At 72.3% G+C, this 14,305-nt stretch carries 14 protein-coding genes and 1 pseudogene; 7 read left to right on the forward strand and 8 right to left on the reverse strand.

Translation table 11 applies throughout. The annotated features are described in order from the left end of the window. The 3 genes from PKE99_RS36640 to PKE99_RS36650 form a co-directional block, all read right to left on the reverse strand. Positions 1-298: acyl-CoA dehydrogenase family protein (locus PKE99_RS36640; protein WP_271214972.1), on the reverse strand; the 298-nt coding region annotated here is incomplete at its 3' end. 42 nt (positions 299-340) lie between these two features. Then, positions 341-1,525, reverse strand: a complete 1,185-nt coding sequence (locus tag PKE99_RS36645; RefSeq protein ID WP_037054481.1) for a CaiB/BaiF CoA transferase family protein — start codon at positions 1,523-1,525, stop codon at positions 341-343. A gap of 11 nt (positions 1,526-1,536) precedes the next feature. Then, positions 1,537-1,767 carry a hypothetical protein gene (locus PKE99_RS36650; RefSeq protein ID WP_037054478.1) on the reverse strand — a complete coding sequence of 77 codons (231 nt, stop codon included), beginning with the start codon at positions 1,765-1,767 and terminating at the stop codon, positions 1,537-1,539. Between the two features lie 102 nt (positions 1,768-1,869). Here PKE99_RS36650 and PKE99_RS36655 point away from each other — a divergent pair, with 102 nt between their 5' ends. Next, complete coding sequence (locus PKE99_RS36655; RefSeq protein WP_037054475.1) at positions 1,870-2,757, forward strand: LysR family transcriptional regulator; 888 nt, start codon at positions 1,870-1,872, stop codon at positions 2,755-2,757. A gap of 9 nt (positions 2,758-2,766) precedes the next feature. Here the strand turns inward: PKE99_RS36655 and PKE99_RS36660 are convergent, their stop codons facing one another. Beyond that, positions 2,767-3,669, reverse strand: coding sequence for a LysR family transcriptional regulator (locus tag PKE99_RS36660; RefSeq protein ID WP_037054472.1), 903 nt, complete (start codon positions 3,667-3,669; stop codon positions 2,767-2,769). Between the two features lie 98 nt (positions 3,670-3,767). Here PKE99_RS36660 and PKE99_RS36665 point away from each other — a divergent pair, with 98 nt between their 5' ends. From PKE99_RS36665 to PKE99_RS36675, 3 genes are all read left to right on the forward strand, one after another. Beyond that, positions 3,768-5,012 (forward strand): alpha/beta fold hydrolase, encoded by a 1,245-nt coding sequence (locus tag PKE99_RS36665; protein ID WP_051738384.1) that lies wholly within the window; start codon positions 3,768-3,770, stop codon positions 5,010-5,012. A gap of 64 nt (positions 5,013-5,076) precedes the next feature. Then, a complete protein-coding gene (locus tag PKE99_RS36670; protein WP_063739914.1) occupies positions 5,077-6,435 on the forward strand; it encodes an MFS transporter in 1,359 nt (452 codons plus the stop codon). 31 nt (positions 6,436-6,466) lie between these two features. Continuing rightward, positions 6,467-6,859: a cupin domain-containing protein gene (locus PKE99_RS36675; protein ID WP_037054468.1), complete on the forward strand. Its 393-nt coding sequence runs from the start codon at positions 6,467-6,469 to the stop codon at positions 6,857-6,859. A 115-nt stretch (positions 6,860-6,974) separates the two neighbouring features. On the opposite strand, the gene PKE99_RS36680 is transcribed toward PKE99_RS36675, so the two are convergent. From PKE99_RS36680 to PKE99_RS36695, 4 genes are all read right to left on the reverse strand, one after another. Beyond that, on the reverse strand, positions 6,975-8,747 hold the full coding sequence (locus tag PKE99_RS36680; RefSeq protein ID WP_081924777.1) for a BCCT family transporter: 1,773 nt from the start codon (positions 8,745-8,747) through the stop codon (positions 6,975-6,977). A gap of 176 nt (positions 8,748-8,923) precedes the next feature. Then, a complete protein-coding gene (locus tag PKE99_RS36685) occupies positions 8,924-10,060 on the reverse strand; it encodes an aromatic ring-hydroxylating oxygenase subunit alpha (protein ID WP_037054465.1) in 1,137 nt (378 codons plus the stop codon). A gap of 35 nt (positions 10,061-10,095) precedes the next feature. Beyond that, on the reverse strand, positions 10,096-11,271 hold the full coding sequence (locus PKE99_RS36690) for an NAD(P)/FAD-dependent oxidoreductase (RefSeq protein ID WP_037054463.1): 1,176 nt from the start codon (positions 11,269-11,271) through the stop codon (positions 10,096-10,098). Next, on the reverse strand, positions 11,271-11,633 hold the full coding sequence (locus tag PKE99_RS36695; RefSeq protein ID WP_051738383.1) for a bifunctional 3-phenylpropionate/cinnamic acid dioxygenase ferredoxin subunit: 363 nt from the start codon (positions 11,631-11,633) through the stop codon (positions 11,271-11,273). Before PKE99_RS36695 ends, PKE99_RS36690 begins: the two co-directional genes overlap by 1 nt. 122 nt (positions 11,634-11,755) lie before the next feature. On the opposite strand from PKE99_RS36695, the gene PKE99_RS36700 reads away from it, so the two are divergent. From PKE99_RS36700 to PKE99_RS36710, 3 genes and pseudogenes are all read left to right on the forward strand, one after another. Next, positions 11,756-12,532 carry an IclR family transcriptional regulator gene (locus PKE99_RS36700; RefSeq protein WP_037054461.1) on the forward strand — a complete coding sequence of 259 codons (777 nt, stop codon included), beginning with the start codon at positions 11,756-11,758 and terminating at the stop codon, positions 12,530-12,532. A gap of 143 nt (positions 12,533-12,675) precedes the next feature. After that, positions 12,676-14,124: an MFS transporter gene (locus PKE99_RS36705; RefSeq protein WP_037054459.1), complete on the forward strand. Its 1,449-nt coding sequence runs from the start codon at positions 12,676-12,678 to the stop codon at positions 14,122-14,124. Between the two features lie 39 nt (positions 14,125-14,163). Then, positions 14,164-14,305, forward strand: a pseudogene (locus PKE99_RS36710) (alcohol dehydrogenase catalytic domain-containing protein); the annotation flags it as partial.

Below are 14,305 nucleotides of genomic sequence, written 5' to 3' on the forward strand. Positions count from 1 at the left end.
CGAACGCCAGCAGCAGCTTCGCGACCACCGTGTGCCCACCCATCGCCCCGGCCAGCGACATCCAGCCCCGCGCCAACTCGGCGGTGACCAGCGCATAACAGGGCATCGACACCGGGGCCTCGCCCCACGGCTCCGGGATCGCGAGCCCGTAGATCCCGAGCTCCTTCATCTGCTCGATGATCTTCTCGGGGTACTCGTTGGCGTGCTCCAGTTGCTGGACCACGGGCTTGACCTCGCGCTCGACGAACTCGCGCACGGTGTCGACGACGTACCGTTCCTCGCTGCTCAGCGTGCTCATGGTGGGTCCTCTCACGGGGTTCGGGAAGGTCGGACGACCGCGTCAGACGACGGCGCGGTCGCGCAGGTCGGCGAGGTCGGCGTCGGAACGGCCGAGCTCGCGCAGGATGGCGTCGGTGTGCTCGCCCAGCGCCGGGACCGCGCCCATCACCGGCTCGACACCGGCGAGGTCGGCCGGGGGCCGCAGGGCGGCGACGGTGCCGCCGGGCACGGCGACCTCGTGCCAGCGCTCTCGCCCGGCGAGCACGGGGTGTTCGAGGAACTCCTCGATCCGGTTGATGCTGGCGTTGGCCACGCCGGCCTCGTCGAGCAGCTTCCCGGCGGCCGCGGTCGTCAGGGCCGTCAGCCTGCCGCCGATCAGCTCGTTGAGCTCCGCGCGGTGGGCGACCCGCGCGGAGTTCGACGCGAAGCGGGGGTCGCTCGCGACGGCGGGATCGCCCAGCACGACCGCGCAGAGGGCACGCCACTCGCGGTCGTTCTGCACGGCCAGCAGGAGCCTGCCGTCCGCGGTGTCGTACGGGCCGTAGGGGGCGATGGTCGCGTGCTGAGCGCCGACGCGGGCGGGCCGGCGGCCGCCGTAGCGGGTGTAGTAGGCGGGCGAGCCCATCCACTCGGCGAGCGCCTCGAACAGCGACACCTCCACCGCGGACACCTCACCGGTCGTGGCGCGGCGCAGCAGGGCGGTGAGGATGCCGGAGTACGCGTACATGCCGGCGGCGATGTCGGCGACCGAGATGCCGACCTTCGCCATCTCGTCCCAGGTGCCGGTGATCGACAGCAGCCCGGTCTCGCACTGCACCAGCAGGTCGTAGGCCTTGCGGTCCGCCCAGGGACCGCTCGTGCCCCAGCCCGAGACGGTGCACGGGATGACGCGCGGGTGGGTCCGTGCGAGCGTCTCGGCGTCGACGCCCAGCCGCCCGGCCGCGCCCGGGCCGAGGTTCTGCACCAGGACGTCCGCGCGGTCGAGCAGCTCACCCAGCACCGCGCGCCCGTCCGGGGACTTGAGGTCGAGGGTGATCGACTCCTTGCCGCGGTTGAGCCAGACGAAGTAGCTGGAATTGCCGTGCACCGCCTCGTCGTAGCCGCGGGCGAAGTCGCCGGACCCAGGGCGCTCGACCTTGATCACGCGGGCGCCGAGGTCGGCGAGCTGGCGGGTGGCGAACGGCGCGGCCACGGCCTGCTCCAGGCTCACCACGGTGAGGCCGTGCAGGGGTGGGAGGGAGGTCATTCTCGGGCCCTTCAGAGGAGGCGGATCGAGGCGGTCAGCGACGGGGTGGCGCCCTGCGCCGCGACGGCGACCGACAGCTCGTCGCCGTCCCGGAGCAGCTCGTCGGCCGGGGCGGGGGCGTCGAGCAGCGCGGCGAAGGCCGCGGACTGCCAGGGGTCGACGCGCCGGACGGTCTCCACGGTCGGCGGGCGCCAGTCCCGGAGGGCCGTGGCGAGGGCGTCCCCGCTTTCCGGTGTGGTCATGCTGCTCCTCCGTCGGTCGACCTCAGCGGCGTCCTGGAATCGTGGCCCAGTGAAAGCGATACGTGAAATGAAACTTTCTCATCAACTCGATACGCTCAGCGCATGAACGTCGGGGACCTCGAGTGGTTCGTGACGCTGGCGGAGACCCCGCACATGACCCAGGCGGCGGAGCGGTTGAACGTCACCCAGCCCACGCTGTCGCGCAGCTTGGCGCGGCTGGAGCAGGAGATCGGGGCGCCGTTGTTCGACCGGGTCAACCGGCGCCTGCGGCTCAACCCGTCCGGTGAGGTGCTGCTCCGGCACGCCCGGCGCAGCCTGCTCGAACTGCGCGCGGCGACCGAGCACATCCGCGCGCTGCGCGACCCGGAGCACGGCACGGTCCGGCTCGGGTTCCTGCACTCGGTCGCGACCTGGCTGGCGCCCGAGCTGATCCGCGGCTTCCGGGCGCGGGCCCCGCAGGTGCAGTTCGCGCTGACCCAGGCGGCGACCTACGAGCTGGAGGCGCTGGTCGCCGACGGCATCGTCGACCTGGCGGTGACCGGCCCGCGCCCGTCGGACGAGGACCTGGCCTGGCACACCGTCCACACCGAGCAGCTGTGCCTGGTCGTCCCGCGCGACCACCGGCTCGCCGACCGGGGCCGCGCCGGGATCGCGGAGGCCGCGGGCGAGCCGTTCGTCATGCTCGGCCCGGACTTCGGGCTGCGCAGGCTCACCGACGACCTGCTCGCCCGCGCCGGCGTGCATCCGGAGGTCGCGTTCGAGAGCGCCGAGATCGCGACGATGGAAAGCCTCGCCGCGGCCGGACTCGGCGTCACGGTCGTGCCCCGGCCGCGGCCGCATCGGGCCGACCCCAACGCGGTCTACCTCCCCCTCACCGACGACGCCGCACACCGGGTTCTCGGACTGGTCTGGCGCGCGGACCGGCCCGAGTCGCCGGTGGTGCGCCGTTTCCGGGACTTCGTGGTGTCGCAGGAGTGGACCGCGTTGTGAGGACGTCCCTCAGGTGGCTCTGTGGTTCACCGGCGTGGCGGTGTCGGCGATGAGGTTCCAGAAGGCCTGGCCGGCCTCGGACGTCACCCCGGCCGGGCGGGTGGCGGCGGCGACCGTCCAGACCAGGGACGCGTTCGCGAGCGGCACCATCGCCACCGGCACGCGGGTGGCGATCGCCAGCGGGCGCGGCACGATGGCGATCCCGAGACCGTGTGCGACGAGTTCCAACAGGGAGCCGATCTCGTTGCACGTCACCCGCACCGTGCGCACGATGTCCGCGGCCGCGAACGCCTGGTCGGTGACCTGGCGCGCCGCCAGGTCCACGTCGAAGTCGACGAACGCCTCGTCCGCGAGGTCGGCCAGTTCGACGGAGGTCTGCTTGCCGAGCCGGTGACCCGCCGGGCAGGCGAGCACCATGGGGTAGGTGGCCAGGGGGGTCAGGCGGATGCCCTCCGGGGGCTCCAGCGGCATCGTCACGAAGGCGAGCTCGATGGTCTCCTCCGCGAGATCGGCGAAGTGTCGCAACGGCATGCCGACGACCACGTCGACGTCGACGTCCGGGTTGCGTGCGACGAAGCGGCTGATCAGCGCCGCGAGGTCCAGCCCGGCGAACGACGGGATGCACCCGACCCGCAGCGTGCTCTTCCTGACCCCGGGCCCGCGGCGGACCTGGCTCTCGAGCGCATCGAGCGTGGCCAGGGCGCGCCGGGCGCCCGAGTAGAGCTCTCGTCCGGCCTCGGTCAGCTCCGCCCGTTTGCGGGTACGTACGAAGAGGCGAGTGCCGAGGGAGCGCTCGAGGGCGCGGATCGACGAGGACAGCCCGGGTTGCGAGATGTGCAACTGCTCGGCCGCGGCAGTGAACGTGCCGGCGTCGGCGATCGCCAGGAAGTGCTGCAGCTGGCGGGTCTCCACGCATCACTCCGAGTTATGGACACGACAGAATTCCTCTATTGGACACGTCGCATCTATGTGACGCAACCTTTCGCCGAACTCAGCGACGAGGAGAACCCATGGCGATCAGCCGCGACGACCTGCACAGCCTCGACCTCGGCACTCTGCTCGCGGGCCTCCCGCCCACCGGCGCCTGGAGCGCGCTGTTCGAGCTCCCGGGCCTGTCCTTCGGACTGCGGTCCACGGGATCGGCGGTCGAGGTCGTCCCCGCCACCGGCATCAACGACGCCTGGAACTTCGAGCTCGTGGTGAGCGAGTCCGAGTGGACCGCCTTCTGCAGCACCCCGTGCCCGCGGGGCTTCACGACCGCCCAGGCGCTCGTCGCGACCTCCGGCGGTGCGCCGGTTCGCGGGGACCGGACGGTGTGGGCACGGGCCGCGCTCGTCGTCGACCGCGTTCTGGCGGCCCTGCGTGACACGATGACGGCCGCCCCGCAGCGGCGCCCGGACCCCGTGGCGCCGGCCTCCGGGCTGAGCCCGGTCGTCGGCCGTTATCTCACGGTCGAGGTCGAGGGCCGGTCGCAGCGCCTGTACTTCGAGTCGGCCGGCACCGGACCCCCGCTGGTGTGCCTGCACACCGCGGGCGCGGACTCCCGGCAGTTCCGGTACCTGCTGGAGGACCCGGAGCTCACCGCGAACTGGACCGTCTACGCGTTCGACATGCCCTGGCACGGTCGGTCGGAGCCGCCGGCCGACTGGCAGCGGCAGACCTACCGGCTCGCGACCGCCACCTACGCCGCGACGGTGCTGGCGTTCATGGACGGCCTGGGGCTGGAGCGACCGGTGCTGGCCGGATGCTCGATGGGTGGCGCCATCGCCCTGTACCTGGCCGCCGAGCACGGCGACCGGTTCACGGGCGTGTGTGCCCTGGAGGGCGGCCTCGGCAACCCGTCCCGGTTCGTCGACTGGACGAACCGGACGGACGTCGACCACTCGCTGTTCCTGACCAGCTGGGTCGGCGGCCTGATCGCGCCCACCAGCCCCGCGGGTCCGGCCGCCCAGACGCTGTGGGGCTACGCGCAGTCCGGCCCCGGGATCTATCAGGGCGACACCTACTTCTACTCCCAGGACCTGCCCCGGGTGGTCGAGTCCCTCGGGACCGCCCGCTGCCCCCTCTTCGTGTTCAGCGGCGAGTACGACTACTCGGCCACCACCGAGATGAGCCGCACCGCCGCGGAGCGCCTGGGCGGGCAGCTCGTCGAGATGGAGGGGAAGGGCCACTTCCCCATGTCCGAGGACCCGGCCAGCTTCGCCGAGTACTTCTTCCCCGTCCTCGCGCTGCTGCACGACAAGTACGAACGCTGATCGACCCGGCGGCGGTGCTGCCGCCCGCTGCCGTCCAGGCCATCCCAGAGAAGTGGTGAGTCTCTTGTCAGCATCCGTCACCCGGACCGGCGCCGCCGGTCCGGACCGTCGCCGGCGCCTCGTCGCCGCAGGCGTCGGCAACTTCATGGAGTGGTTCGACTTCGCCATCTACGGCTTCTTCGCCACGGCGATCGGTGCGAACTTCTTCCCCAGCTCCAGCCCCACGGCGTCGCTGCTGTCCACCCTGGCGGTGTACGGCGTCGCGTTCCTGATGCGGCCCGTGGGCGGGTTCGTCATCGGCGCGATCGGCGACCGCCGCGGCCGCCGCTTCGCGCTGATGCTCTCCGTGGTCCTCATGGGCCTGGCGACCGCCCTCATCGCGCTGCTTCCGCCGTTCGCCGCGATCGGTGTCGCCGCGCCGGTCCTGCTGGTGCTGCTCCGGTGCGTCCAGGGCTTCAGCGCGGGTGGCGAGTGGACCGGTTCGGCCGCGTTCCTGGTGGAGAGTGCGCCGTCGGACCGGCGCGGCATCACCGCCAGCGTCATCCCGATGACCGCTGCCCTCGCCGTCGCGGTGGGTGCCGGCTCGGCCCTGCTCATCCAGTCCGCGGTCGCGCCCGAGGACATCGTCGGCTGGGGCTGGCGCATCCCGTTCCTCGCCGCGTTCCCGCTCACCCTCGTGGGCCTCTACCTCCGCATGAAGCTGGAGGACACCGAGGTCTTCCGGGAGCTGAAGGCCCGCGGCGACATCGCCGACGCACCGATCCGCGCGGTCGGGCGCAGCGGGGGCCGCAACGTCGCGATCTCCTTCGCGCTCTCCGCGATCACGGTGCTGGGCTTCTACTACATCGCGACCTACGTGACGACCTTCCTGACGGTCACGGTCAAGATGGACCGCTTCGCGGCGCTGGTCGTCGTCGCCGTCGGTGCGCTGCTGTACGCGGCTCTGTGCCCCGTTATGGGTGCCCTGTCCGACCGGGTCGGCCGGCGACCGGTGTCCCTGATCGGTGGTGCCGGGTTGGCCGTGTTCGCCGTGCCCGCGTTCCTGCTCATGGCGACCGGCAACCCGGTCGTCGCGGTGCTCGGTCTGGTGCTGTTCGGGATCTTCGAGGCCATGCACAACAGCACCACGACCGTGATGCTCATCGAACTGTTCCCGGCGCACATGCGCTCCACGGGCAGCGCGATCGGCTACAACCTGGGGGCGGCGCTGATCGCGGGTCCCGGCCCGTTGATCGCCGCCGCGCTCGCCGCCGCGGGCGCCGGGGTGGGGCTCCCGGCCGTCTACATGGCCGGCGTCGCCCTCGTCTGCACCATCATCCTCTGGCGGGTGCTGCCGGAGACGCGCCGACGTGACCTGGGCCCCGGCGAGCAGCGCGGGCCGATCGCCGCGCCCACCCCGGACAACGCGACGACACGGTCCTGATCGCCGACCGAAGAACAGGAAGCACGCACGCATGCATCTGATCCCGGGACGCTCGGGCAAGCCCAGCGTCCGCCGCACCGACACGTTCACCGGCGAGGTCTGGGCCGACCCGATCTCCGGCGGCGACCCCGTCGTCAACCTGGTGGCCTTCGCCCCACGGGCCCGGACCTACTGGCACCGGCACGACGGCGGCCAGCTCATCGTGGCCACCCACGGCAGCGGGTTCGTCGTCCGGCAGGACGGGCTCGGCGGGCCGGTCCGGGCCGGGCAGAGCGTGTGGACGCCGGCGGGCGAGGTGCACTGGCACGGCGCCGGCCCGGACAGCCTGCTGACCCAGACCGCCTACTCGTTCGGCCCGACCGAGTGGCTCGACGAGGTGTCCGACGAGGAGTACGAGCGGGCGGTCCGGGAGGCGTCGTGGTGATCAGCGCCGTGCACAGGCCGGTCGCCTGATCGGCCGGCACCCCTGACGGAGGACCTCGATCGACGCCCCGGTGAGCCGGGGCACGAGCGGCGGGCGGCGGGCGGGGGCCGGTGGCTCAGTTGCCGAAGGTGGGGCCGGGCTCGCCCGGCAGGATGGTGTGCCCGCCCCGGGCCTCGGCCTGCTCGGCGGCGTCGGCCGTCGACTTCGGTTTGACGTTGAGGATGAAGTCGCCCGCGTGGGCCTTCATGCCGTAGTCGACGGCCTGTTCGACGGCCTCCCCCGCGCGGACCGACCGGCGGATCAGGGGGTCGGCGCGCAGGTCCTTCCACAGCGACACGCAGAGCAGCACCATGATGACCACGAACGGCAGGGCCATGATGATCGTGATGTTCTGGATGCCGGTCAGCGCGTCGTCCCCGCCGACCATGAGCATGATCGCGGCGATGGCGCCCATCACCGTGCCCCAGAAGATCACGATCCCGCGGCCGGGCTCGATGGAGCCCTTCTGCGAGATCGTGCCCATCACGACCGAGGCCGCGTCGGCGCCGGAGACGAAGAAGATCGCGACGAGCAGCATCGCGACGACGCTGAGCAGCGTGCCGAGCGGGAAGGACTGGAGCAGCCCGAAGAGCTTCTCCTCCTGCCCGCCCGAGGCGAGGTCCTGGCCGGCCTGCTGCGCCGAGATCGCGGCACCACCGAAGATCGCGAACCAGACCAGCGAGACCACGCTGGGGATCAGGATGACGCCGGCGATGAACTGCCGGATCGTGCGGCCGCGGCTGATGCGGGCGATGAACATGCCGACGAACGGGGTCCAGGAGATCCACCAGGCCCAGTAGAAGACCGTCCAGCTCTGCAGCCACTCGGCCGTCGCCGGGCCGTCGGCGCCGGTCCGGGCGGCCATCGACGCGAGGTCGGCCAGGTAGTGGCCGATGCTGCCGGGCAGCAGGTTGAGGATCAGCACCGTCGGGCCGACCACGAAGACGAAGAACGCCAGGAACGCCGCCAGCACCATGTTGATGTTGGAGAGCCACTGGATGCCCTTGGCCACGCCACTGACCGCCGACGCGATGAACGCGACGGTGAGCACCGCGATGACCGCGACGAGCAGCCCGGTGCCCGGGTTGTCCATCCAGCCCAGCGCGGTGAGCCCGCCGCCGATCTGCAGGGCGCCCAGGCCCAGGGAGGCGGCGGAGCCGAACAAGGTCGCGAAGATCGCGAAGATGTCGATCGCCCTGCCGAGCCCGCCCTCGGTGCGCCGGGTGCCCAGCAGCGGGGCGAAGGCCGCGGAGATGAGCTGGCTGCGGCCGCGGCGGAAGGTGCCGTAGGCGATCGCCAGGCCGACGACGGCGTAGATCGCCCAGGGGTGCAGGGTCCAGTGGAAGAGCGTGGTCGCCATCGCCACGTCGAGCGCCGCCGGGGTCCCGGCCGGCGCGGTGTCCGGTGGCGGCGCGGTGAAGAACGACAGGGGCTCGGCCACGCCGAAGAACATCAGCCCGATGCCCATGCCCGCGGAGAACATCATCGCGACCCACGAGCTCGTCCGGAACTCCGGCGCCTCGCCGTCGCACCCGAGCGGGATCCGGCCGTAGCGGCTGATCGCCAGCCAGAGCGTGAACACGACGAAGCCGCTGGCCGCGAGGATGAAGAACCACCCGCCGGCGCCCATGATCCCGGACAGCACCGCACCCGAGACCGCCGAGAGGCTGTCCGTCCCGGCGATACCCCAGGCGATGAAGGCCAGGACGAGCAGCGCCGCGACCCCGAACACGACGCGGTCGGTCGGATGCCGCCGATCGGCCGCGCCCGTGCCCGACGTGGTGACGACCTCCGGCTCGTCGGGGCTCCCGCCGGTGCCCGTCCCGGTCGCAGGTTCCTTGACTGTCATCGCTTGCGTCCCTTCGTCGGGAGTGCGGTGCGTCATCGTGCGCGCGGGAGGAGGCCGGGTCGACCACCGTCCGGGCATCGGGCGCCCCGGCGTCGAGATCGGGTCCCCTGCGCGAACGGGTTCGGGAGGTGTCGGCCGGCCGGGGCGGTGGCCCCGGCCGGCCGGGTGGGTGGGTGTCAGTGGCCGATCGCGGCGGCGACCCAGTCGCGGAACTCGCCGATGTGGTGCTCGCTGGGCACCAGCACGCCGCCGGCGGCGTAGGCCCGGGAGGACATCGCGGGCTGGGTGCGCTCGCAGGCGTCGAAATCCTGCTGGTTGACGCGGTGGAACAGCTCGACCGAGCGGTCCAGGTCGCGCCCGCTGTCCAGGACCTCCTGCGGGTAGAGCCAGTCGCACTCGACGATCGTGCGGTCGGCCGCCACCGGGTACATCCGGTGGAAGATCACGTGGTCGGGCACCAGGTTGATGAAGACCTGCGGGTTCACGGTGATCGCGTAGTAGCGCCGGTCGTGGTCGGCGTCGACGCCGGCGATCGTCTCGAAGCCGGCGCTGCCGTCGACGGTGAAGCCGCTGACGCCGTCGCCGAACGCGGCGCCGTGGCCCACGTAGTACTGGGCGGCGTAGCCGTCGGCGAACTCGGGGAGCACCTCGGTGAGCTCCGGGTGGATCGTCGCGCAGTGGTAGCACTCCATGAAGTTCTCGACGATCAGCTTCCAGTTCGCCTTGACGTCGTAGGTGATCCGGCGGCCGACGGCCAAGGTGTCGATCGCCCAGCGGTCGATCGCGGCGGGGTCGCCGAGGCGGGCGGTCACGGCGGCCTCGACCGTGTCGGCGAAGGAGGGCGGCTCGTCGGCGAGGCAGATCCAGATCGTCCCGAGCCACTCCCGCAGGGAGACCGTGTGCAGGCCCAGCTGGTCCCGGTTCACGTCGGCCATCGAGTTCAGGTTGGGGGCCGCGATCAGCGCGCCGTCGAGCCCGTACGTCCAGGCGTGGTACGGGCACTGGATCTTGTTGCGGAGCGCGCCCTCGGGCTCGACGCAGAGCTGGGCGCCGCGGTGCCGGCACACGTTGAGGAAGGCCCGCACCCCGCGGTCCCGCCCACGGACGAGCAGCACGCTCTCCCCGCCGACCTCGACCTTGCGGAAGCTGCCGGGCTTGGCGAGGTCGCTGCTGCGGGCGGCGGCGAACCAGTTGCTCTGGAAGATCCGCGACTGCTCGAGCTCGAAGATCGCGGCGTCGGTGTAGTGCGAACCGGGCAGGGTCGGGATCAGGCTGCTGGCGGACTGCTGTCCGGGGATCTCGACGGTGCTCACTGGAGTCCTCTCAGGGGTGGCGGGTCGGCGCGGGGTCAGTGGGTCGCGGCGGGACGGCGGCCGAGCCGGCGGCGCATCCGGCCGAAGGAGCGGGGGCGGTCGACGCCGAGCACGGCGACCGGCGTGCCGGACGGGTCGACGTACCGGGCGAGGAAGTCCGCCTCCGCGGGGTCGCCCTCCAGGACCTCGACGCGGCAGCCGGGCGTGCGGTGACCGGCGAACTGGATCCGGCGTCCGTACTGGTCGGACCAGAAGTACGGCACCTCGTGGTGCGGTGCCGGGGTGTGCACCCGGCCGAACAGGGCCGCGACGGCGCCGACCGGCTGCTGCACCGCGTTCGTCCAGTGCTCCAGCCGCAGCATGGAGCCGGTGTAGCCGCGGTGCGCGTTCGCGCAGTCCCCCACCGCGACGACGCCGGGTGTCGACGTGGCGCCCTGCGCGTCGGTCACGACCCCGTCGTCGAGCGTCACGCCCGAGCCCTCGAGCCACTCGACGTTCGGGATCGCTCCGATCCCGACCACGACGACGTCGGCGGGCAGCTCCCGGCCGTCCGTCAGCCGGACCGCGCGCACGCGGGGCGACCCGACGATCTCGGCGACCCCGCACCCGGTGTGCAGCCGGACGCCCGCGGCGGCGTGCAGGCCGGCACAGACCCGGCCCATCTCCGCACCCAGCGGGCGCTCCAGGGGGACGGTCGCGGCCTCGACGACGTCGACCTCGACGCCGAGGCCCGCCGCGGTCGAGGCGATCTCCGATCCGATGAACCCGGCCCCGACGACGATCATCCGCGCGCCCGGGACCAGCTCGGACCGCAGGGCGACCGCGTCGTCCAGGGTGCGCAGCGTGTGCACGCCGGCCGGCACCGGTCCCGGCAGGGCCCGGGCGCGGGCCCCGGTGGCCAGGACGACACCGTCGGTGGCGATCCGCTCGCCGTCGTCGAGCACGACGGTCCGCTCCGCGGTGTCGAGCGCGACGGCCCGGTGACCGAGCCGCCAGTCGGCGGCGAGCTCGGCGTCCTCGGGGGTGGTCAACGCGAGGTCCTCGGTCGAGAGTGCGCCGGAGAGGAACTCCTTGGACAGCGGCGGCCGGTCGTAGGGTGCGTGTTCCTCGTCGCCGATCACGACGATCCGGCCGTCGAACCCCTCGGCGCGCAGGGCACGGGCGGTCGCGAGGCCGGCGAGCGAGGCCCCGACGACGGCGACGGTGCGCATCAGGCGACCTCCTCCGCCACCGCGTCGACGGGAACGCCGGGCTGGGCCGAGGTCTCGACCCCCACCGACTCCTCGACCCAGACGTGCCCGTCCGAGACGACCACCCGGTGGGTGCGGACGGGCTTCTTGGCCGGTGGCCCGCTGGGCCTGCCGGTGCGCAGGTCGAAGCAGGCCGCGTGCAGCGGGCACTCGACCGCACACCCCTCGACCCACCCGTCGGACAGTGAGGCGTCCTGGTGGGTGCAGGTGTCGTCGATCGCGTAGAGAGCGCCGTCGACGTGGAAGACGGCGATGCTCACCTCGCCCTGCACCCGGGCCGCTTCACCGTCGGGGATGTCCGAGGCCGCGCCAACATAGATCATCCTTGCTCCTGTTGCCTATCGCGGAACACGTCATGCGATTCGCAACACGAGGATGAGATCCTTCACTGTCACCGTCAATCGGGGACGCCAGGTTCGTCGACGACCGGCTTCGGAGTTGCAGCATGCGCAACAACAACGTCAATGCGGAACAGCCGTCCGCGACACAGGCGGTCGATCGCGCCCTCGCCATCCTGCCGCTGCTCGCTCGCCGAGGTCCGTCCGGCACCACCGAAGTGGCCCGTGAGCTGGGGATCCACAAGTCCACGGCGTCGCGCCTGCTCGCCGCGCTCGAGAAGCACCGGCTCGTCGAGCGCACCGGCACCCGCGGCAAGTACCGGCTCGGGTTCGGGCTCGTGCGACTCGCCGGGGCGACCGCGGCCCAGCTCGACATCGCCGCGGAGAGCAAGCCGGTCTGCGCGCGGCTGGCCGCCGAGCTGTCCGGCACGGTGAGCGTCAGCGTGCTGGAGGGCTCGCACGCGACGGTCGTGATGCAGGAGCCGCCCACCGACCGCAACTGGATCGGGTTGCGGTCGCCGCTCTACGCGACGGCCGGCGGCAAGGTGCTGCTCGCCGGCTTCGGCGCCGACGCCCTGCAGGAGGCCCTCGACCGGCCCCGCACCCGCTTCACCGAGCACACGCTGGTCGACCGCGCCGCGCTCCTCGCCGACCTCGACGAGGTGCGCGAGCGTGGGTGGGCTGCGACGCACGGCGAGCTCGAGGCCGACCTGAACGCGGTCGCCGTCGGGCTGCACGGGGCGAGCGGACAGCTCGCCGGGACCCTCAGCGTGTCCGGGCGCAGCGGCGCGCTCGACCCCGCCGGCTTCCCCTCGGCCGCGCGCGCCCTGACCCACGCGGCCGCGGCGATCACCGCGCGGCTCAGGGAGCTCGTCGGCCCCTGAACCCCGGGGGCCGAGGGTTGACCGCATGTGACACATCTCTTACGGTCGATAGATATATCAGTCAGCCCACCACGACGATCAAGGCTGTTCATGTTGCGTCGCTGTCCGTCCGTGCCCTGTGTCCCGTGCCGAGGAGGGATGTCATGACCGGTGTACCCGAGGACCGGTTCGTCTCGGTCGGACCGCCCGTCATCGAGGACGAGACGACGGTCCGTCGCGCGACGAAGGCAGCCGCGGTCGGCAACGTCGCCGAGTGGTACGACTTCGGCATCTACTCCTACCTGGCCGCCGTGGCGCTCGACCGGGTCTTCTTCCCCGACGCCGGCGACTGGGCCCCCGTCCTGACCCTCGGGGCCTTCGCGGCCGCGTTCCTGGTCCGCCCGCTCGGCGGTCTGGTGTTCGGCCCGCTCGGGGACCGGATCGGCCGGACGAAGGTCCTCTCGGCCACCGTCCTGATGATGGCCGTCGCGACGGTCCTGCTCGGCCTGGTCCCCGGCCACGCGACGATCGGCGTCGCCGCTCCGCTGATCGTGCTGTTCATCCGCATGCTGCAGGGCTTCTCCGCGGGCGGCGAGTACACGGGCGCGCTGACCCTGGTCGCCGAGTACTCCCCCGACCGGCGCCGCGGCTTCTTCGGCAGCTGGCTGGAGTTCGGCACCCTGGTCGGCTACACCCTCGGCGCGGGCACCTCGGCCGTCCTCATCGCGCTGCTGCCCACGGACGACCTGCTGTCGTGGGGCTGGCGGCTGCCGTTCATGCTGGCGCTCCCGCTCGGGATCACCGGCATCTACCTGCGGATGCGGTTGGAGGAGACGCCGGCGTTCCGCCAGCTCCTCGAGCGCTCGCCCGCGATCTCGACGATGTCCCCGCGCCGTGCCTTCCAGATCCTGATCACGCGGTACCGCTCCGCGGCGCTGGTCGGGGCCGGGCTCGTCGTCGCCTGGAACGTCACCAACTACGTGCTCACGAACTACGTGCCGACCTATCTGACCGGCACGTTGCCGCGGTTCGGCGAGAGCGGGACGAGCGAGGCGCTGTCCACCGGGCTGCAGGTCGTCGTGATGTTGCTGATGCTGTGCGTGATCCTTCCGGTGGGCCGGCTGAGCGACCGGATCGGCCGCAAGCCGATCCTGTTCGCCGGGAGCGCGGCGCTCGTCGTGCTGGGGCTGCCCGCCGTCTGGCTGCTCCGCCACGGCCTGGCCGGGCAGATCGCCGGCCTGTTGATCATGGGTGCGACGTTGCTCTGCTTCGCCGCGGTGACGCCGTCGACCCTGCCCGCGCTGTTCCCGACGCTGATCCGGTACGGGAGCCTGGCGATCGTCTTCAACGTGTTCGTCTCGGCGTTCGCGGGGACGGCGCCCACGGCGATCGGCGCGGCCGTCGCCGCCACCGGCAACCTCGACTGGCCCGGCTACTACCTCGTCGGCGCCGGCGTCGTCGGTCTCGTCAGCACCTGGTTCCTGCGGGAGTCGGCCGGCCGGCCGCTCGCGGGGGCCGCGCCGCTGCGGTCCAGCGCCGACCTCCCCGCACCCGTCCTCTCGCCGGACGGCGTGCCCCTCGAGAACCCACCCCGGTCCGAACGCCGGGGCTGAGATCCGACCTGTTTCCCGACCACGAAGTGGAGTACCGAGTTGTCGCAGAAGGTCCGCGGTGTCGTCGCCCTGAAGAAGGGGGTACCGGTCTCCGTCGAGACGATCGTGGTCCCGGACCCCGGTCCCGGCGAGGCGGTCGTGAAGATCCAGGCGTGCGGGGTCTGCCACACCGACCTGCACT

The organism is Pseudonocardia halophobica (genome assembly GCF_027922425.1).
Classification (GTDB): domain Bacteria; phylum Actinomycetota; class Actinomycetes; order Mycobacteriales; family Pseudonocardiaceae; genus Pseudonocardia; species Pseudonocardia halophobica.

Bases quoted from the DNA above. Each gene is read 5' to 3' on its own strand.
- PKE99_RS36705 (WP_037054459.1), top strand. From the start codon at position 12,676: ATGACCGGTGTACCCGAGGACCGGTTCGTCTCGGTCGGACCGCCCGTC.
- PKE99_RS36675 (WP_037054468.1), top strand. From the start codon at position 6,467: ATGCATCTGATCCCGGGACGCTCGGGCAAGCCCAGCGTCCGCCGCACC.
- PKE99_RS36695 (WP_051738383.1), bottom strand. From the start codon at position 11,633: ATGATCTATGTTGGCGCGGCCTCGGACATCCCCGACGGTGAAGCGGCC.
- PKE99_RS36680 (WP_081924777.1), bottom strand. From the start codon at position 8,747: ATGACAGTCAAGGAACCTGCGACCGGGACGGGCACCGGCGGGAGCCCC.
- PKE99_RS36655 (WP_037054475.1), top strand. From the start codon at position 1,870: ATGAACGTCGGGGACCTCGAGTGGTTCGTGACGCTGGCGGAGACCCCG.
- PKE99_RS36650 (WP_037054478.1), bottom strand. From the start codon at position 1,767: ATGACCACACCGGAAAGCGGGGACGCCCTCGCCACGGCCCTCCGGGAC.
- PKE99_RS36700 (WP_037054461.1), top strand. From the start codon at position 11,756: ATGCGCAACAACAACGTCAATGCGGAACAGCCGTCCGCGACACAGGCG.
- PKE99_RS36690 (WP_037054463.1), bottom strand. From the start codon at position 11,271: ATGCGCACCGTCGCCGTCGTCGGGGCCTCGCTCGCCGGCCTCGCGACC.
- PKE99_RS36645 (WP_037054481.1), bottom strand. From the start codon at position 1,525: ATGACCTCCCTCCCACCCCTGCACGGCCTCACCGTGGTGAGCCTGGAG.
- PKE99_RS36665 (WP_051738384.1), top strand. From the start codon at position 3,768: ATGGCGATCAGCCGCGACGACCTGCACAGCCTCGACCTCGGCACTCTG.